General features: G+C 42.6%; 18 protein-coding genes. 8 read left to right on the forward strand and 10 right to left on the reverse strand.

Annotation, left to right across the window (positions count from 1 at the left end):
• Nucleotides 1-219: 219 nt before the first annotated feature.
• Nucleotides 220-396, reverse strand: a complete 177-nt coding sequence (locus tag NSP_RS26630; protein WP_006194398.1) for a ribbon-helix-helix domain-containing protein — start codon at nucleotides 394-396, stop codon at nucleotides 220-222.
• Between the two features lie 1415 nt (nucleotides 397-1811).
• Here NSP_RS26630 and NSP_RS00235 point away from each other — a divergent pair.
• Nucleotides 1812-2726, forward strand: a complete 915-nt coding sequence (locus tag NSP_RS00235) for an RNA-guided endonuclease InsQ/TnpB family protein (RefSeq protein WP_017803701.1) — start codon at nucleotides 1812-1814, stop codon at nucleotides 2724-2726.
• A gap of 98 nt (nucleotides 2727-2824) precedes the next feature.
• Here NSP_RS00235 and NSP_RS00240 read toward each other — a convergent pair whose 3' ends face one another.
• Nucleotides 2825-4468: a DUF6930 domain-containing protein gene (locus NSP_RS00240; protein WP_006194395.1), complete on the reverse strand. Its 1644-nt coding sequence runs from the start codon at nucleotides 4466-4468 to the stop codon at nucleotides 2825-2827.
• 331 nt (nucleotides 4469-4799) lie between these two features.
• Between NSP_RS00240 and NSP_RS00245 the strand changes: the two genes are divergently transcribed.
• From NSP_RS00245 to NSP_RS00255, 3 genes are all read left to right on the forward strand, one after another.
• A complete protein-coding gene (locus NSP_RS00245; RefSeq protein WP_006194394.1) occupies nucleotides 4800-5156 on the forward strand; it encodes an iron-sulfur cluster assembly accessory protein in 357 nt (118 codons plus the stop codon).
• Nucleotides 5157-5242: 86 nt separating this feature from the next.
• Nucleotides 5243-5662 carry a tetratricopeptide repeat protein gene (locus tag NSP_RS00250; RefSeq protein ID WP_006194393.1) on the forward strand — a complete coding sequence of 140 codons (420 nt, stop codon included), beginning with the start codon at nucleotides 5243-5245 and terminating at the stop codon, nucleotides 5660-5662.
• 190 nt (nucleotides 5663-5852) lie between these two features.
• Nucleotides 5853-6095 (forward strand): hypothetical protein, encoded by a 243-nt coding sequence (locus tag NSP_RS00255; RefSeq protein ID WP_006194391.1) that lies wholly within the window; start codon nucleotides 5853-5855, stop codon nucleotides 6093-6095.
• Nucleotides 6096-6109: 14 nt separating this feature from the next.
• Here the strand turns inward: NSP_RS00255 and thyD are convergent, their stop codons facing one another.
• From thyD to NSP_RS00275, 4 genes are all read right to left on the reverse strand, one after another.
• Nucleotides 6110-7030: a thylakoid membrane protein ThyD gene (gene thyD, locus NSP_RS00260; RefSeq protein ID WP_006194390.1), complete on the reverse strand. Its 921-nt coding sequence runs from the start codon at nucleotides 7028-7030 to the stop codon at nucleotides 6110-6112.
• Between the two features lie 430 nt (nucleotides 7031-7460).
• Nucleotides 7461-9899, reverse strand: coding sequence for a heavy metal translocating P-type ATPase (locus NSP_RS00265; RefSeq protein ID WP_006194389.1), 2439 nt, complete (start codon nucleotides 9897-9899; stop codon nucleotides 7461-7463).
• A 432-nt stretch (nucleotides 9900-10331) separates the two neighbouring features.
• The gene (locus NSP_RS00270; RefSeq protein ID WP_006194388.1) at nucleotides 10332-10607 is read right to left on the reverse strand and encodes a TM2 domain-containing protein; all 276 of its coding nucleotides are present in this window, start codon (nucleotides 10605-10607) and stop codon (nucleotides 10332-10334) included.
• A gap of 677 nt (nucleotides 10608-11284) precedes the next feature.
• On the reverse strand, nucleotides 11285-12853 hold the full coding sequence (locus tag NSP_RS00275) for a CPBP family glutamic-type intramembrane protease (protein ID WP_006194387.1): 1569 nt from the start codon (nucleotides 12851-12853) through the stop codon (nucleotides 11285-11287).
• Between the two features lie 245 nt (nucleotides 12854-13098).
• On the opposite strand from NSP_RS00275, the gene NSP_RS00280 reads away from it, so the two are divergent.
• Complete coding sequence (locus NSP_RS00280) at nucleotides 13099-13770, forward strand: uracil-DNA glycosylase (protein WP_017803703.1); 672 nt, start codon at nucleotides 13099-13101, stop codon at nucleotides 13768-13770.
• A gap of 20 nt (nucleotides 13771-13790) precedes the next feature.
• On the opposite strand, the gene NSP_RS00285 is transcribed toward NSP_RS00280, so the two are convergent.
• Entirely contained in the window at nucleotides 13791-14369 is a 579-nt protein-coding gene (locus NSP_RS00285; protein ID WP_006194384.1) for a Uma2 family endonuclease, read from the reverse strand.
• 32 nt (nucleotides 14370-14401) lie between these two features.
• Here NSP_RS00285 and NSP_RS00290 point away from each other — a divergent pair, with 32 nt between their 5' ends.
• Nucleotides 14402-14581, forward strand: coding sequence for a hypothetical protein (locus NSP_RS00290; RefSeq protein WP_006194383.1), 180 nt, complete (start codon nucleotides 14402-14404; stop codon nucleotides 14579-14581).
• A gap of 11 nt (nucleotides 14582-14592) precedes the next feature.
• Nucleotides 14593-14916, forward strand: coding sequence for a hypothetical protein (locus tag NSP_RS26420; protein ID WP_052301310.1), 324 nt, complete (start codon nucleotides 14593-14595; stop codon nucleotides 14914-14916).
• On the opposite strand, the gene NSP_RS00295 is transcribed toward NSP_RS26420, so the two are convergent.
• From NSP_RS00295 to tyrS, 3 genes are all read right to left on the reverse strand, one after another.
• Nucleotides 14913-15461, reverse strand: a complete 549-nt coding sequence (locus NSP_RS00295; protein WP_006194382.1) for a hypothetical protein — start codon at nucleotides 15459-15461, stop codon at nucleotides 14913-14915. The two genes, NSP_RS26420 and NSP_RS00295, sit on opposite strands and share 4 nt — an antisense overlap.
• Nucleotides 15462-15651: 190 nt before the next feature.
• Nucleotides 15652-16368 (reverse strand): orotidine-5'-phosphate decarboxylase, encoded by a 717-nt coding sequence (pyrF, locus tag NSP_RS00300; protein WP_017803704.1) that lies wholly within the window; start codon nucleotides 16366-16368, stop codon nucleotides 15652-15654.
• Between the two features lie 13 nt (nucleotides 16369-16381).
• On the reverse strand, nucleotides 16382-17581 hold the full coding sequence (tyrS, locus tag NSP_RS00305; RefSeq protein WP_044482794.1) for a tyrosine--tRNA ligase: 1200 nt from the start codon (nucleotides 17579-17581) through the stop codon (nucleotides 16382-16384).
• Nucleotides 17582-17759: 178 nt separating this feature from the next.
• On the opposite strand from tyrS, the gene NSP_RS00310 reads away from it, so the two are divergent.
• The gene (locus NSP_RS00310) at nucleotides 17760-19682 is read left to right on the forward strand and encodes a transglycosylase domain-containing protein (RefSeq protein ID WP_042201554.1); all 1923 of its coding nucleotides are present in this window, start codon (nucleotides 17760-17762) and stop codon (nucleotides 19680-19682) included.
• The last annotated feature ends 43 nt before the right edge of the window (nucleotides 19683-19725 follow it).

The raw sequence follows: 19725 nt of genomic DNA on the forward strand, positions 1-19725 counted from the left end.
GGCAGGTTTTTCAGTGAATCAGTAGATATAAATCCTCATTAAATGTCAGCATCTGTTAGCTTTTGTTAGTAAAACACTAACTAGCTGTTAACCCTCTAGCAATCAGTTTACCGTTATTACCTCTAGTAAGTGAATCTAGACTTAAAAAACATGACAAGTTTTTGGGGGTCTAAAATTGCTTATCTACTCAGAGGTGAAATCAGAGGTGAAACTATATCCCTATTTGTTAGCTTCCTTGTACTCCTCTGAGATAGGTAGTCCTCTAATCAGTTCGCGAATGACATCTGTTGCAGGTCTACCTGTTTGCTGGCAATATTTTTCTAGCTTTTCTGCTTCCTGTGTTGCTAAGTTTACAGTTATACGTTTTACGGCCCATTTTTTATTGGTCATTATCATGCTATTTGCTGTATGTTTGCACCATCAAAAAGAACAATTAACTCAAGAGGAAGACGATAAGATTATCAGAGTTTGTGTCAAGAAACAAGCAATGCCATTAGCACTAAAAAAGTTATCTTTCTCAAATGTATTGATCATTGCCCAATAAAATATGAAAATAGAATTATCATCGTGATAGCCAAAATATCTCACACTTTCTGGCAAAAACAGTTAAACCAGCAAGGTGTTGATCCAAGCCTGACAATTAAATTCTCTAAATCAACTTGAGATACCTACTCTTGATTCAATCAAGATTCGCCAACTCATTCTTGATCAACAGAATTTCAGCTTTTTCCCATCCAAGTAACCAAAGACTCTAGGAAATCATATGTACTGCTAGGTCAAAGAATGCTACTAGCTAGGCCTGCTGTAATGTATGTACATCTATTTTATGGTGAATAATCGCCTGAAAGTAATTACCAACAGGTGATATTTGTCAAGGTTAAATTACTTTTTTCCATCTATCTAGTACAAGACGGCGTAAATAAACAGACCATTCAAAATCCCTGAAAAGCCCATTTTATAAGCTTTTTGACTTTTGACTTTTGACTTTTGACGAACGCCTTGCGGTACTAGTGTCATAAAACTGCATCCACCCCAAGCCAATGACCCAATAATTAGGAATTATTGTGACTATTGACTACCAATGGTAGAATTACTGTAGTATTTTTCCAGAGTTGTTGACTATAATCCTGACATTTTTGAGAAATTGGGGGATTATTTGGGATTTGCGGGAAAATTTTTGTTAAAATTCAGCATTTTCTCGGTTGACAATCTTGATTACATTAAATTTACCATCACATTATTTTTCATTTTTGCCTTGACTCCAAAATCAACCATTTCCTAACATTTTATGTCCATAACAAGTGAGACTAGGGGAAATTTAGTAATAGATTTACCCTGAAACACGACGCAGTTTGTTTGTGAATAAGTTCCCTGGGAACAAAATATACGGAATCGACAAAATTGTGATCAAGTGGCGAATTATATTCACCCAAAAGTTTTACAGCATCCTTGAAGGATTTACCATCGCCACAGCAGCTAAAAATTAGGGTTAATCAATAGCACTCAATAAGCTAACAATTACTGCTATATAAAACCTAGACAAAACTAGACTTTACTTTCTACTTCAACGGGAGCATGGGAGCAGTTATCCCTCAGTAGACTTTCACGCCTTAGCCAGACGCGATTGTGTTCCAATTAAGTTTCTGAAAAAGACTACCACCATCATTGCTTGGTTTTCGCGTCGGCAATAGTCTCAATTCAATACTTGATATCACCGTATTATATATCAAGTAGTTGATTTTTTCCTAAAATATATATTGATTTTTGTCAATATAAGTATAGTTTTGTCTATGAAATTGTCAACTTAGGACTTGCTCAGAACAGCCTGGGATAGATGCTTTAAAAAAGTGTCAGGCGCTCCCAAGTTCAAGAAGAAAGGAAAATCTGACTCATTTGAGTTAGACGGAACAATTAAAATTCGTGGTACTCACAAAATCCAACTTCCCAAGTTAGGCGTACTCAAAACATCCGAGAGCTTACCCCAGATTCCACCTAAATCTGTAACTATTAGTCGCACTGCTGACCGTTGGTATATCTCGTTTCGGGTTGAGGTAGAGCCAACAGACACGCATTCGCTAGTTGACGTTGTAGGCGTTGACTTGGGTGTTAAATCTCTTGCTACCTTATCGACTGGAGAAGTGTTTGAAGGCGCGAAATCATACCGCACTTTAGAGACCAAACTATCTAGACTGCAATGGATAAACCGCCATCAGGTTAAAGGTTCCGCTAACTGGAAAAAAGCGCAATCTAAAATTGCACGACTACACCAACGCATTGCTAATATCCGCAAAGATACATTACATAAACTCACTACTTATCTAGCCAAGAACCACGGCACTGTAGTAATCGAGGATCTAAATGTGTCTGGGATGATGGCGAACAGGAAACTAGCTAAGGGCATCGCTGACATGGGATTTTATGAGTTTGGTCATCAGTTAGAGTACAAAACTAAACTCTATGGCAGTGAGTTGGTAGTAGTTGATAGATGGTATCCCAGCAGCAAAACTTGCTCCCACTGTGGAGTCCAGAAAGAATCTCTATCACTCCAAGAACGTGTATTCAAGTGTGAACATTGCGGGTTTGAATGTGACAGGGATCTAAACGCGGCAATTAATCTCAAAAACGCGGCGAGTCACGCCGTGTCAGCTTGTGGACTGGTGAGTGCCGACACTGCCAGGATGAAGCAAGAAGATTTCAGTTTGTTAGCAAACGTTAGTAAATTATGAACGGAATATCTACTCTAGTGGTCATGAAAAACCACAGATAAATCACAAATAACCGCAATTAGGGTAAAATTTATATTGATCTGTGGTGATTAGTTCATTTAAACTTGCGGCATGAGTTGGAGAGTGCCGAGACCTAAATCTTTAGGTGAAAGCGATCGCGCTTCAAACAAAGCCATCATATCTCGTAACTGGGGATTACCACGGGAAGATCCTGTTAAACCTTTGGCAATAATCAAACCACAGTAGCCCTTGGTATTTTTACATCGCTGATTCCATGTTTGGCGGGCTTCTCTATGAGTGGGATCGTCATCTAAAAATTCACCGAACAAGAACAATTCACCATCTTCAGTTTGCAATAAACCCAAGTCGTAGCGATCGCCATCAAAAGGATCAGCACCAGGATTAAAGCAAATGGCCTTGAGTCCGCCGGCGGCCGCTATATTGTCAATGACAATTTTCGCCTTGGGTCGCGAGGTTTGAATTAAAATTACCGGGAATCCATCACCGACTTTTGAGATTTCACCAGGTTGATGAGTTTGAACACCTTGACGCAAGGACTCTAGCATCTCCCAAGAGATTACTCCCAGACTGAGAAAAGAATCGGATGGGATCAAATCATCTCGCAAGGAAGCAAAATCAGGTAATTCTTCCTCCTCTCCCATTTCTAGTTCTTCCATCCCAAAACCTGCCATTTCCTCTAATTCTGCTGCTAACTGGGGCATAGTGGAGACAGTCACAGACAAAGATGTAATTGATTGCGAATCTGATTTCGGGAGAGAAATACGATAGCTACGGCTCAGGCTAGGAAAAGTCTCACTATTGAGTTGGGGGTAGTAATCGCGGATAAAGCGGCTCAGGCTTTCTAAAGCCACAAAGACTGCAAGTGCTTCTTCTTCATATAAAACAGATCGCAAGCCTTCTAAAGGGTGGATATTACCGAAAGTAGGCTCAATTTCCGATATGGGCAGATCGGCTAAATCTTCATCTTCGTCCATTTCATCTTCGCCCATTTCATCTTCACTTTCAAAAGTCAGAAATAAGCAATCTTGTTTCAAGAAAGCTTCTTCTAAGCCTGCTTGTGATTCATCATCCTGTAAAATTGCTGCCCGAAACTGTTTGAGAGAATCTTCCGAACGATAAAATAAAATTCCATACTCCATCCCTAGCATCCCCATGATTGAGGCGTAGAGTGTACCAACATCTAGGCTGTTAATCTCTATGGACAAGATTTGCTGTTCTTCTAAAAATTCCCAAGGAGCATTCTGCCAAACAGCCAAGGCTTGATCATGCAAGACTTGTGCATACTGGGGAGGTAAATCGGGAACTTGGTTCTCCAGGATTTCCGTAAACCCACGAAACAGTTCGTCAATTAAGGGTAATTCCGGAACGTAATCAATGACAATATCCAAATCTTGCAGCACACCGCGCAGGTAAAACTGAATTTCCCGGTCTTTCACGACAATCTTTTGGGGTCTGGCGGGTTTACCAGGACTGTGGGGATGCTCCATTGCGCGCATTAAGGTGCGAACAATTGCTTCTGGGCCGGTTTCAGGCGCTACCATGTCCATTCCACGGACAACACCCTGTGAACCATCTACCCAAAGAATACATTCACCCTGAGCCTCCGAGCCTGAATCCTGCATGGGCGATGATGACATTGGACGGCGATCGCCCTCCCATACAGAAGGAATTTGAGTTAATGTCTTCAACCGACGACTGGTAGAGCGATTAAAACTTGTCATAAAGTAGATTAATCAAAAAAGAAGCTATTTGGAAGTAAACTAAGGGGAATAACTAGCCTTGGGTAAAATCTTCCTGGCTACACCTGAAGAGTAGTTGCAACTGATGCTTGCCACAAGGCTTAAACTCCAAAAATACTGCATCCCTAAACACACCGAATCTCTCAATTCTAGAATAAAAAGTTTTGGCTGCTTTTGACAGAGTGTTTACAATTTGGCAACTAACATTCTCAATATCGCTAGAATAAAAGCAAAAACAAAAAGCGTGACCCAAGGATAATCAAAAACCTCGTCCGGTCACTGATTAGACCACTTAAGGAGTTGAAACAGCAAAATGACACAAGCAATTCAGTCCCAACAACGTGGAATTCTACTGAGCGAATCAGCCTTGCTTCAGGTAAAATCCTTGCAACAAAAGCAAGGCAACGAATTATGCTTACGAGTAGGAGTCCGTCAAGGCGGTTGCTCTGGAATGTCTTACATGATGGACTTTGAGGACACCAGCAAGATCACCCCTCAGGATGAAGTTTTCGATTACGATGGTTTCAAAATTGTTTGTGATGGCAAAAGCTTATTATACCTGTATGGTTTAATGCTCGATTATAGCGATGCCATGATTGGTGGGGGTTTCCAGTTCACGAACCCCAATGCAGCCCAAACCTGTGGTTGCGGCAAGTCATTTGGAGTGTAAGATTGTCAGTGGTCGGTTGTCAGTGATGAATTACTATTGATGACTGACTGCTAACTCGTGACTATATAACTATTAACTGATTTTCTATGGCTCAAACAGTTGAATTCCTGTTTGATACAGGTTTAGAACGCTATAAAGCTGGTGAAGCACCAGAATCTCTCATCCCTGTATTTAAAGAAGTGTGCGATCGCGCCCCTCAAACCAGTTCAGCTTGGATTTGTTTAGCTTGGTTGTATTTGCTAGACAACAAACCCAACTTGGCTTACAAAGCGGCACGGAAGGCAGTAAAGTTAAATCCACAAGACCCACAAGCCAGAATTAATTTGGCTATGTCCATGTTGGAAACAGGTCAAAAAGGCTTGCGAGAACATATTGACTTCGCCAAACAGTTAATTTTTGTCAACGAAGAATGGGAAAAAGAAGTTAAAGATAGCATCGCCGATGGTTTAAGCAGAAAACCAGATTGGCAAAGTTTGACAAAAGTCCAAACCTGGTTATTTGAATAATCAAGTATAGGGTCTAGGGGCTACTCCCTACTCCCCAGAAGAAGCAGGGGCGCACCGGAGCACCGGAGAAAGGGGGAGTGAGAAATTACTTTAAACTTCCGGTTACTTAACAACCTTTTCTCTTCTCCCCCCTGCCCCCTGCCCCCTGCCCCCGTTCCTCTTCTCCCCACTCCCTACTCCCCATTCCCTGATGAAAGAAAAATTATTAAACTGGCTAAACCTAGTTTTAGTTGCTAATGTATTCTTCGTTTTCTTTGGCTTTGCCTGGTTAGCGATCGCGGCCATTGGTGATGCTGCGGGAGTAAACTTAGGCTTAGATTTATGGCATCAACTTTGGCAACCTGTCTTTAACCCCGCAATTGGTATCCTCATGGGTGGCGCTATTCTTAGCGGTTTAGTCAGTTGGGTTTCTCGAAAATTCCAAGCTGACTAAAGTTCTTGACTAAGTTAGTGAATAATTTCTGCCAATGCTGGTAGCAAATCTGGGTATTCATACCCAAAACCAGCCGCCAAGGTACGTTTAGGCATGACTTGTTGACCTTCTAAAACTACCATCGCGCCATCTCCTAAGAGAGCTTCCAGAGCAAACCCAGGAACAGGTAACCACGAAGGACGTTGCATAACTTGTCCCAAAGTTTCGCTTAACTGTGCCATCCGCACAGGATGAGGGGCAGTTGCATTATATACGCCTTCCATTTGTGGGTTAGTTAAAGCTTGCACAATCAGGTTTACTAAGTCATATTCGTGAATCCATGATAACCATTGCCGACCACTACCAAGGGGACCACCTGCAAAAAGTTTGAAAGGTGTAATCATTTTGCCCAAAGCACCACCATTTCCCAGAACAATACCCAAACGCAGAATCACCAAGCGCACACCCGCATCTTTAACTTTTTGTGCTTCCGCTTCCCAGGCTTGACAGACTTGAGCGAGAAAATCGTGACCAGATGAACTGGTTTCATCAAAGGTAGCTGTTTCACTGGTTCCATAGTAACCAACAGCCGAGGCATTAACTAATACAGAGGGTTGAGGATCAGCTTTGGCGATCGCTTCCACTATTTTCTGTGTACCTAGCTGGCGACTATTGAGGATTTTCTGCTTTTGTTCTCGTGTCCAGCGTTCCTCAGCAATGGGTTCTCCTGCGAGATTAACTACACCATCACAACCAGCAATAGTATCTTGCCAAGAACCAGATACTGTCGGTTTATATTCCACAATTTCTACATTAGGAAAACCCCCTGGTGGAAAAACTCTTTGAGCAGAGGAAGTGTTGCGAGTTAACACCAGTATACTATTACCCTCCTTATGCAGTCGTTCTACCAAACGACTCCCGACAAATCCCGTTGCTCCAGTAATGGCTACTTTCATAATGCAAATGCACCTCAACCAAACCCCTATTTTAACTTGCGTCAGTCTTCTATATCTTCCGCTTCGCCCATACCTTGAGTTATCAGCGTAAGTCCTAATAGCATTTCTCACTCTTGGTGAGGTTAATTGAAGAATTAATTAACCAGAGATGTAGAAATTTTAGCGGTGAACCAGCGCGGTCTTTTTGGTTGGGACCGAGGAGCGATTGGTGTATCCGCAAAGCCTTTAAGTAATCAGTCTGACCAGCATTCTACTTAACTCTTAACTGGCAACAATAGAACAGCGCCGTTCTATTCTGTGCTACTTTTGCTCCAGAAGTAGGGTAACAGGTTTTGTGTACACTTAAGTATCGATACTTAAGTGTACCCTGAGATTGAAAAAAAAACAGCATTTGATTGACAGACAGATTGATTGTTGCCAATGGCAGTTTTTACAGGCGATGAGCGATCCTCCGCAATAAAATTGAGTTGGTAACAACACTCACAGAGCTAAAAGCCATTAATGCTGCCGCCCCAGAAGGACTGAGGACAAAACCAAAATTGGGTAACAATACGCCTGCGGCTAAAGGAATGCCAATTGTATTGTATGCAAATGCCCAAAATAAATTTTGGCGGATTTTGTTGAAGGTGGCACGACTCAGTTTTATTGATGCTACAACATCATTTAGGCGATCGCGCATCAAGACAATTTCGGCAGTTTCCATCGCCACATCCGTTCCCGAATATAAAGCAATTCCCACATCTGCTTGTGATAAAGCCGGAGCATCATTAATACCATCGCCAACCATTGCGACGACGGAGTGGGGAGTGGGGGATTGTGATTTTCCTTGTAGCTGGAGAGATTTGATCACATCTGCTTTTTTCCCTGGGAGAATACCAGCCATAACATCAGCACTATCTAGACCTAATTGTTTAGCTATAGCGTGAGCTGCTTCTAATCTATCGCCACTGAGCAGCATTACCCGTAAACCCATCTCACGTAACTGGTTGACTGTAGCTTCCGCATCCGGTCTGAGGGGATCTTCAACAGCAATGAGTCCGGCTAAATTACCCCCAACTGCTACGCCCACAACGGTTTTACCATTTTCTGCCAGATGCAGGGCTATTTGTTGTGCCGCCTCACTGGCAAAAACTCCGTGCTTACTCAACCAGTCCCAATTACCCAAAAGTACAGACAGACCCTCAACAATGGCAGATACACCCAATCCAGGTTCTGTGTGAAAATCCACAGCATCAGGAATAGATAACTTTTGCTCCTGCGCTGCTTGCTGAATTGCTTTGGCTAGGGGGTGGTAAGTACCACTTTCTACAGCTGCTGCTAGTTGCAGGAGAGAGTAAGGTTTGTTATCTTCCCATTCCTCAAAGGGTAGGCAATCGGTAACGGTGGGATTACCTGTGGTGAGAGTGCCTGTTTTATCAAAGACAACTGTATCTAACTCGTGTACTCTTTCTAAGACATCACCACCTTTGATTAACAGACCCCGTTCAGCACCAATGGCAGTTCCGACAAGAATTGCTGTGGGTGTAGCCAGTCCCAAAGCACAGGGACAAGCCACAACCATGACTGCGATCGCCAGTTTTAAGCTCGTTAGCAGGGGTGAATGAGTAGAAACGCGCTCCATCGCCTCTGGACTAGAAAGAGGCGCGTGACTCATCATATCCATGCCCCCTGACATACTGACATCATTCCAGATGTGAGTGCCAAAAAAGAACCAAAAAACAAATGTCAACACAGAAGCCGTTAAGACACCATAAGTAAAGTAACCGGCGACGGTATCGGCTAATTTTTGGACTGGGGCTTTGCGGGTTTGGGCTGTTTCTACTAAAGTAACGATTTGTGCCAAAGTTGTATCGCTACCAGTACGAGTTGCGATTATAGCGATCGCTCCTGACTCGTTCAGAGTTCCTGCGGCGACCAAATCCCCTGGTTGCTTAATCACGGGTACAGCTTCCCCAGTCAGCATAGACTCATTCACCGTGGTTTTCCCAAACCGCACCTCACCATCAACGGGAATTTTATCTCCTGGTAGTACCTGTAACCATTCACCAACACGCACATTTTCGGCCGGAATCTCCACAATATTTGTTCCCAAACCTAATTTTTCCGGGTTTGGATTAGGAATCAATCTGGCTATTTGTGGTTGGAGTGACAGCAATTCCCTAAAAGCAGCTGAAGCGCGACCTCTGGCTTGTTGCTCTAAAGTCCTACCCAAGAGAATAAAACCCAGCATCATCACCGGTTCATCAAAGAAACATTCCCAACCCATTTGCGGGAACAGTAATGCTATTAAACTCGCCGTGTAAGCTGTCAGCGTTCCCAATCCCACCAGGGTATTCATATTAGGAGCATTTCGCCGCCATCCCCGCCAACCATCTACTAAAATTGGGCGACCGGGAATTAATATTGCCACTGTTGCCAATCCACAGTGAAACCAGATGTTGTTTAATATTGGCAGTATTTGACCACCCATGCTGCCAAAATGTCCAATTCCCGACAGTACCAGCAGCACCCCAGCAATAATCAACTGCCCAAATGAAGAACGCATTTCTCGGCGCTTGCGTTCTTCAGGATCTTGTAAAGTAGATTCGTTTGCTAATTTTTCTCTAGCTTGACGCGGTTGAGAGGGAAATCCAGCTGATGTCAATCGCTGTGCTAGTGTCTGTGGATCTACCGCACCAGTTTCTGATTCTACCACGGCTACCTCTGTAGCCAGATTCACACAGGCGCTTTTGACTCCTGGATATTGGGTTAGTTGTCGCTCTACAGCACTTACACATCCAGCACATTTCATCCCCCCAACATCTAGGATAATTTTCTCGGAAGTAGGGGCTGGTTCTGGGGTAAGCTGATTTTTCGGGGCAAGTTGCATGACTTGTGTTGGGTTCGCTACGAAACTTCAACGCCTCAATAAAAGCGTCTCTCATTTGAGCGTAGGCGAAATTGGCAAATATGACAGAACGTCAAAGATATTAATTTTATTAATTTATGGCCTTTGGCTGAGTTTTACTGCGGCTCCATCTCAAATAAGTTATATAAATCACAGATACCACTTGTATGGGCATGATAGCAATCAGACTTTTCCCAAAATAGTTGATTTCTAAATTAGACATAGCGCTGAAATAGCATATACCCACCAGCAGGAAAATTGTCCAGGTGAGATGTTTGCTTTTAATTGTTAGCATATAGAGTTTTGCAACTGGGTAGGTACTGAGGAATTAACGAACCACAGATGTAGACGGGTTAGCGGCTTACCGTAGGCTACACAGATGAATACAGATAAACACAGATAATATGGAAATTTTTAGAACCAGCCCTGCTTATTCACAAAGTAGGTGTTAACAAATTCTTCTGGGGTCTTGTTTAAGTAGATCATGCCTTCAATTAAACCTACAACTTGCATAATTAACAAACTAATTCCGTAGGTAAAAAAACCGCCAATTAAAGCTATAACGAGCATGATGAAACCTTCTGGGGCATATCCTAGAATAAATTTATGCGCTCCCACTCCTCCGAAGATAATGCCGCAGTAACCAGCCATAAGTTGTTTGGTGGTTTGAGTAGAATTGAAGTTTGCCATATTAGTTCTGCTCCTGGGAAGGTAATTATAAAATTTTAATTTTAGTGAAAAACAAAATTGTCAAATATATTTCTTTAGTAAATATATCTTTAAGTTTTTGTTAGTAAGATGCCGCCTCAATATCAATAGGTAAAGCTAGTTTGTATACTTTAAATACCCAATTGATAACAGAATACAGAATAGTTATTCCTCGGAGGATGTTTGAAAAGTATTTGAATTAACATTCAAAATTCGCCAACTTCGCCCCACTTAACCACTGTTTTCTACAAGTGAATAAGGTTTTCAAAGCCTCTCTTCCTGGGAATAATAGGTTTGGATAGAGGTTATTTGGTCAAATTTACGACTTGACAAAGCACCTGGAAGTATTTTTTGAATATTGTGCTATTTTCTAACTCTTAGGTATTGTGAATAGAAATTTTTGGGTAGTCTTTGTACAGATTTTCAGCTAACTTATCTCTTGTACTTAACCCTGAGTATTAAAAATTGGACACAGATTGCTTATAACTAAGACACTTTTTAATTCAAAGTATCTGACTTATGTGTAGATGCTATTTCCTCATTAGTTAGGAAACAAATTTTTTACAAGTACAGCTGCACAAAATTTCCCATGCAAAATGTAGATATATGCAAATGAAAGCAAATAGTTTTCAGATTGGCAACCGTGTTAAGAAGTTTGATTAATTACTACTACCTAAAAGAAATAGACTGAGTAAGGTTCCACTATTCCAGAGACTATGGAGCAGCATCGGAGCCAAGAGGTTGCGCGATCGCGTGTAAACTACTCCTAAAACAATCCCTAACGCTGTCAGGGGAAGGATTTCTGACAAACTCAAGTGAGCGATCGCAAACAACAAACTACTGACAATAATTGCTCCCCACACAGGTACATAACGAGTCAGAGAAGGCAGTAAAAAGCCGCGAAATAGCAATTCTTCAAAAATGGGCGCTGCGATCGCCGCCGTAAAGAAAAACATCCCCAGAGCCACAGTATCTTGGCTTTCCAGCGCCAATTGTAACAGGGGATTACTACCACCCTGACCCTGCCATAATTGTTGATTAACCAACGACACCAGCACCACTATCGGTAAAGCAGCACAATAACCGCCAAATCCCCATAAAATCCAGCGATCCTGCAACCGGAAACGAAACCAGTTTTCTGGTAGCGGAAAAAAGCGCTTGAGCGAGAAATAAAGCACCGACAGCGCACCTGAAGCCACCATCATGTAACTAACTAAAACAGACAAAGCTTGAAGTCGGACATTCACAATCGGGCGCGGAATGGGGAGTAACAATACTAAAACAGGTACAAAGAGTTGCCCCATAAAGAAAAAGCCGACCACGAAAACCTGTAAAATCGTTTCCGCACCCCAAGGTGTTGACCAAGGTAAATCAGCATTTTGAGCCAATAAAGCGGCTTTTCCCTTAACAAAAAGCTGACCAATCAAGAAAACCAGCAAAATCAGACCAATTAACGCTGTCACCGTGGGAATTGTGCCAATCAGGGCTAATTTCACCACAGCTTGGGTAGCAGCTTCTTGTTGTTCCGCTTTAACCGTTGATAAAGCTTCTTGTCGTTGCTGAACTTGGTAAAGTTGAATTAAAGAAGTAGAGCGAAACCAACTATCTAAATTCTGATTAATCAGCTGTTGAGCATCAGGTAAGAGTCGAGGAGGATCACTCCATATTCCAATCAACACAGCAGCCGTTTCCCGAAATTCCAGATTAACTTCCGAGCGTTGCTGTAATTCGCTCCAAGTCTTGATAGCTGTATCGGTTTTTCCTTGCTTTGCTTGTAAAATTCCTAGACGTAAATCTAAATCAGCCTGTAATTTTTGCAGTTGTTGAAGAGATTTCTGCAACTTTACCTGCTTTTCTTGACGAGAAGCCTTAGTCTCAAGAGGCGCATCTGGTAAAGGTTTAGGGGGTACGGGAAGAGCCTGAGATTGAGTCAGTTGTTTTTGAGCCTTATCCAAATTAGTTTCAACTGACTGACGCACCTGCTGATATTGCTTTGTAGCACTTTCTAGGGGGTTTTCTCCCAGAATCGCTGCTTGAATTGCTGACAAATCTTCATCATTACCATCTTCTGGCTCCCAAGCTTGCGCTTGTAAAGCAATATTAGTTTGGTACAGTTCCAGACGACTTTGAAACTGTGGCTCCTGCAAAGTACCAAATAAAGACGAAACTGACAACAGGATTGCTATCGGCGTTAGGATAAAAAATAAAATAAACCGCTTAATCGTCATTATTCCCCTTTAAAAAGTCACCAGAGTAACGCGTACCCTTTGGAAATTATCGCAATAAAAAGCCAAAGCTTGATCAATATATTAATATTTTGAGTTGGTTAGTTGTGAATCAGAATATGCCTGGTTCACGGTTCGCGATGCTTTCCGCGCGGCGTAGCCATCGCCACTGAAATCGATACAATGGTAATATCATGACTCAGTAAGCAATAGCGCCATCTGGTGCTAACCCTAAAATTCTGGTTTTAATGAGCAGCGACATTCAACTTACCCTCTTCGATGACACCAACTCGAACCCACGAGATTTAATCCCCACAAACGCAAAAATTCCCATTACACCTGGAACATACAACAATATCACCGAGTTGACACAGGATTGTAATCAGTGCCACCGTTGTGGCTTGGGAGACAATCGGACTCATGCTGTAGTTGGGCGTGGTCATCTCCAAGCACCAATTATGCTCATAGGAGAAGCACCAGGTCAAAACGAAGATGAAACCGGTTTACCATTTGTCGGTAGATCAGGACAGTTACTAGAGAAAATATTAGCATCTGTGAATCTGACTACCGAACAAGATATATATATTGCCAATATTAATAAATGTCGTCCACCAAAAAACCGAGCGCCCAACCCTGATGAAATGGCGGCTTGCATACCCTACTTACTAGAACAAATTCGCCTTGTTGACCCGAAAATTATTTTACTTACAGGTGCAACTGCGGTCAAAGGCATTACTGGCGATAAGCGGGGAATTACGAAAATTCGCGGACAGTGGCTGGAATGGGAAGGGCGTTTATGTATGGCAATTTTTCACCCATCCTACTTGTTGCGTAACCCCTCCAAGGAAGTCGGTAAGCCTAAATGGTTGATGTGGCAAGATATCCAAGCAGTGCGTACCAAATTAGATGAACTCACATGAATTTGGTGATGTTGTTTTAGTTATTCTTCAGTTGGAAATATAACATTTTCATAGAGGAGTTCAATGGGAAACTCAAAATCAATACTTACTAGAGTAATTATATCTCCTGGTATATACGGATAATAAAGCCACATTCTACCTTCTCCCCGTGAGTAACGCTCAACAGCAATTTTTTCCGAGTCAATGAGGAGATACTCTTGTAAAGTAGGCATTTTCAAATAATCAGACAATTTTTCACCTCTATCTCTAGCGCTGGTTCCTGGGGAAATAACCTCGACAATTATCTGCGGATATTGAATAAATTTGTGAGCTTTAAGGTCTTGAGAATCACAACTGACAATCAAATCAGGATAGTAGTAAGGACTGTTGGGAGTGACTTGCACCTTCACATCTGATACATTCACTCGACAACCTTTGGAGCGGAGATGAGGGCGTAAAGCAGTATAAAGATTAAGAGCAATATCATTGTGCGGAATTGTCCCACCTGTCATGGCAAAAATTTTGCCGTTGACATATTCATAGCGAATATCTTGTTGGGGTTCCCATTCCAGATATTCCTGGACTGTCATTTTTGGGGCTTGTTGAGGAATAGCTATCATTATCTTTGAACACCTGTGTTCAATTTATTCAAATGATGAAATCAGGAAAAGCTGCTGAAAGAACTGTAGTTGATCAGGTGAATCGGTTAGCACAGGAGAAGAATTCAGGACTTACGCAACAATTGCCAAAAATCTTGATTTATCTAACCGCCTTCGCGCAGCGTATGCCCGCAAGGGCTGTAGAACGCCAAGAAAACGTAAATTATGCGTAAGTCCTAGAATTATGTGGGGCTTAATTATAATTGTGATGGTGGTGTTGGGCTGGATACTTTGCTTGAGAAACTCTACTTCATCTGCTCAAAAGAAAAAACTTAATCGTTATCGACCAATTTCTGGCAACAATAACAGTGTTTCGAGTAGCTCATCTATCCACAATTATGGTAGCTATAACTCTAGTAGTAGCAGTGGTGATGGCGGTAGCAGTAGTAACGACAGTGGTGGATATAGCAGCAGCAGTAATTGCGATAGTAGTGGATATAGCAGCAGCAGTAGTTGCGATAGTGGTAGTTATGATGGGGGTAGTAGTTGTGATTGCGGAGATTATTAAATTCCCCTACGCATCCGCACACTACCCGCCTGACAATCTCGCAACCAAGTTTTAACTGCTTGGGCAATTACACCCTTACTACTATCTCTGGGGGGCGATATTACTTGTTGAGAATCACCAGCAATTTGGGTAAACATCATTACTAAACGCCACCCAGTCTTACTTTTTGTCAATAACAACCAGTGAAATTGCTGCGATTCGACGATTTTACCAGCTATATACTGCCGTTCTAAAGTAGTAAAGAAAACTTGCTCTACTCCTGTTGCTGTACTTTTCTGCCCATTGGCGTTGTACCCAGCAGAGTTAATGGGTAGGGGCTGAAACTCTGGTTTTCCTGCTAATAGCACATAACTGTAAATATTACTGCTGCGACTGCGACGGCGGGCGCGTTGAGTGACGCGGTTAGCATAACTTGGTAAATCTTGCAATAGCTGAATAGTTAATAATTCTAAACTTTGTTCAGAACAAACAGAACTCAGCCCATTTTTAACAGCTTTCGTCTGAGTTAGTAAAACAGGTGTATTGGCAAATACTGAGTTATTCATGCTATTTGCCGCTACTAGCCACAAGCCGGAGGCTAAAAGCCATAAGCCATAATTTTTCTTTTTGACCAATAGTCCCCTAATGGTACAAGCCCTCTGATTTATCCGTCGAATCAATCGAAAATCCAAAATCCAAAATCCTCAAGCCTCTAGATTTATCTGTGGAATCAATCCAAAATCCAAAATCTAAAATCTAAAATTGTGTAGTTAACTCCTCAACAATCTTGTTCCAGGCTAACTCAGGTTCAGCCGCCGCAGTGATTGGACGACCAATTACGAGGTAATCTGCACCGGCTTTGATAGCTTGGGCGGGGGTAAGCGATCGCTTTTGATCTCCCTTTTCTGCCCAGTCTGGGCGGACACCCGGACAAACGAGCAAAAAGTCATTTCCACAAGTTTGGCGTAACTGTGCGACCTCCTGGGGTGAACAAACAGCCCCATTCAACCCTGATTCCTGCGCCATCAATGCCATTTCTAAAGCATATTCTGGTAATTCTACGGGAATTTTCAAATCAAACGCCAGCTGCCGAGAAGAAATACTCGTCAGCAGGGTAATAGCGATTAACTGCGGTGGTTTAACACCCGCTTGCGTTGCGCCCACCTGTACAGCCTCAGTTGCCGCTTTCAGGGCATCTTTGCCAGCAGTGGCGTGAATCGTGAGTAAGTCCACTCCGTAATTAGCAGCACTACGACAAGCCCCGGCGACAGTATTGGGGATATCGTGAAACTTCAAATCTAAAAAAATGCGTTTTTGCCGGGATTTTAAAACTTCCAGGATTGTGGGACCAGAACTCGTAAATAATTCTAAACCCACCTTCCAGAAATTTACTTGTGGCAATTGATCCACAAGAGCGATCGCACTCTGTAGATCCGGCACATCCAAAGGCACAATTATTTGGTCATTAGTCATTAGTCATTGGTGATTAGTTCTTTACAAGTCGGACAAACTTATTTTTACCAACTTGTAGCACACGCCCGTGTAATTCACTAGGCTGTTCAAAAGTGGTATCAATATCAGTCATGCGATCGCCATCGAGACGCACCCCACCCTCTTGAATTTTCCGTTTACCCTCCCCAGTACTTTTGCACAAACCAGTCACATTGAGAAGAGACGCTAACTTCACAGGAAACTCTGATACCTCACTCAGGGAAAATTCGGGAACTGTACCTTCCTTCCCGCCGCTTTTTGCAGCATCCTTAGCTTCATTAGCGGCAATTTCACCGTTGTATTGTTTCACCACCTCCCATGCTAAAAGCATTTGGCGATCGCGGGGATTTTCAGGCAATTTTTCCAAAGGTAAATCCGTCAACAGTTCAAAATACTGAGACAGCAAATTATCAGGAACACCTTGTAACTTCTGATATTTTTGGGCAGGGTGTTCCGACAAACCCACATAATTACTTAGAGACTTAGACATTTTTTGCACACCATCCGTACCAATCAGAATCGGTAGCAGCAACCCAAATTGCGGCTTTTGACCAAAATGGCGTTGCAAATCTCGCCCCACAGCAATGTTAAACTTCTGATCAGTTCCCCCTAATTCCACATCTGCCTCAACAGCCACTGAATCATAGCCCTGCATCAATGGATATAGGAACTCATGGATAAAAATTGGATTCTCTTTTTTATAACGTTCAGCAAATCCCTCTTTTGCTAACATCTGCCCCACCGTCATAGTAGAGAGTAACTCTAGAATTTTTCCTAAATCAAGCCCGGAAAGCCATTCCGAGTTATAACGCACCTCTAACCTGCCTGGTGTGTCAAAATCCAAAATAGGGCGCACTTGGTCAAGATAAGTTTGAGCATTCTGCGCCACATCTGCTTCTGTAAGCTGACGACGCACCTCAGATTTACCTGTAGGATCGCCAATACGAGCTGTAAAATCACCAATAATGAGAACTGCTGTATGACCAGCATCTTGAAACGCCCGCAGTTTGCGTACTGGTATGCTATGACCAAGATGAATATCAGATCCTGTGGGGTCAATTCCCAATTTGATCCTTAAAGGTCGGTTCGTAGTCACCAAGCGCTTCTCTAAACTTTCATTTTCACCATCAACATCAGTTGGTTGGGGAAAAATTTCTACTATTCCACGATGTAGCCAAGAAAAATTTTGTGTCATATTCAGAGATTCGCTATTAACTACGCTTTTTACTCTATAAGTTAGGTTGGTGACATTCACTGGCAATTTGTCCGTACTTGAATCTACCAAATTCATATAATTGCAAACAATTAACCGCCTGCCTTCATTCCATTCAATGAATTACAGTTATATTTACAAGTGAGGAAGTAAGAACGCCGTGTCGTCTTCTAGGACTTTTACAAATAAGCAGCCACAACGTCAGGATTCATCAGGTTTTGAGTTTTTGAAAGGAGTAGGTCAAATAACTGGCGGTACTCTTTTGTCAATCATCATGTTGACAAGCTCTATTGTAGCCGGAGGGCTGGTTGGTCTGGCTATTAGTTTCCGTAACTTGCCAGATGTGAGACAGCTACGTAACTTTTTTCCATCGGAAACAACTTACATTTATGACATTAACGGCAAACTCTTAACAAGTCTTCACGGTGAAGCCAACCGAGAAGTCATGTCCCTAGATCGAATTTCCCCAGATTTGAAACGGGCAGTACTCGCTAGCGAAGATAGTCATTTTTACGATCACCACGGTATCAATCCCAGTGGTGTCGGACGTGCTTTCATGGCTAACTTGGCAGCTGGTGGTGTGCGAGAGGGCGCTTCTACCATCACCATGCAGCTGGTGAAAAATTTGTTTTTAACTCAAAAACGTGCCTATACTCGGAAGTTAGCTGAGGGAGTACTGGCAATTAGGTTAGAGCAAATTCTCACCAAAGACCAAATTTTGGAAATGTACCTCAATCAAGTTTATTGGGGTCATAATAACTACGGTGTACAAACGGCAGCACGGAGCTATTTTGACAAGTCAGCAGAAATATTAAACTTGGCTGAGTCAGCAATGATGGCGGGTTTAATCCAAGCGCCAGAAGTTTTCAGTCCCTTTGCGAATATGAAACTAGCAAAAGTCAAACAAAGGGAAGTTTTGGGGCGGATGCTGGAATTAAACTGGATCAGCAAGCAAGAATATGATGATGCTCTTAAGCAAGAACTGAAATTTGGTCGAATCAGGTCATTTCAAGGTAGTGCCTTACCTTATGTCACCAATACTGTATCTCAAGAATTAGTTAAAAAATTTGGGCGTGAGGCGCTGATTAAAGGTGGAATGCGTGTGCAAACCACTATTGATGCTGACTTCCAAATAATGGCGGAACAAACTGTCAGCAAGTGGAGTAAAACATTAAGCAGTCAAGGGTTGCGTAATAATCAAATTGCTTTGGTTGCGATTGATCCTCGGACGCATTTTGTCAAGGCACTGGTAGGCGGTGTAAATTCCCGAACTAGCGAATTCAACCGTGCAACCCAAGCCCAGCGTCAACCAGGTTCGGCTTTTAAACCATTAGTCTATTATGCTGCCTTTGCTACTGGGAAATATACACCAGATACGGTAGTCCAAGATACGCCAGTCAGTTACCGAGATGGTAGCGGTTGGTACAGTCCGAGGAACTACGACGGTAGCTTTCAAGGATCAATAACGGTACGGTCAGCTCTAGCCCAGTCTCGGAATATTCCAGTCATCAGGGTGGGTATGACTATAGGTATGAATAAAGTAGTTGAAGCCTCCCGTAGCTTGGGAATCATGAGTCCGATGGCACCTGTGACTTCTTTGCCCCTGGGAGCTATAGGTATTACACCTCTGGAACTCGCTAGCGCTTACGCGACCTTTGCCAATTATGGTTGGCAATCGCCACCAACAGTTATGGCTCGTGTCACTGATAGTAGTGGGAATATCTTGCTAGATAATACACCAAAACCCCAGTTAGTGCTGGATCAATGGGCATCGGCAGCAACTATCGATGTGATGCGTTCAGTCGTCACTTCGGGGACTGGTAAAGGTGCAGATATAGGTCGCCCCAGTGCTGGTAAAACGGGAACAACTTCCTCGGAAATAGATATTTGGTATGTGGGGACTGTGCCACAGTTGACAACTGCTATCTGGATAGGTAGAGACGACAACAGACCATTATCTAGAGGTGCAACAGGTGGTGGTATGGTAGCTCCTATCTGGAAAGATTTTATGCAGCAAGCCCTTAAAGGCGTACCTGCGGAGAACTTTAAGCCCCCTTCTGCGTTTGTGCGCCCCAAACCATAACAAGTAGGGATTTTGGACGAGCAGTTAATCCAAAATCCCTAAT

It is taken from the genome of Nodularia spumigena CCY9414 (genome assembly GCF_000340565.2).
Taxonomy (GTDB): Bacteria; Cyanobacteriota; Cyanobacteriia; order Cyanobacteriales; family Nostocaceae; genus Nodularia; species Nodularia spumigena.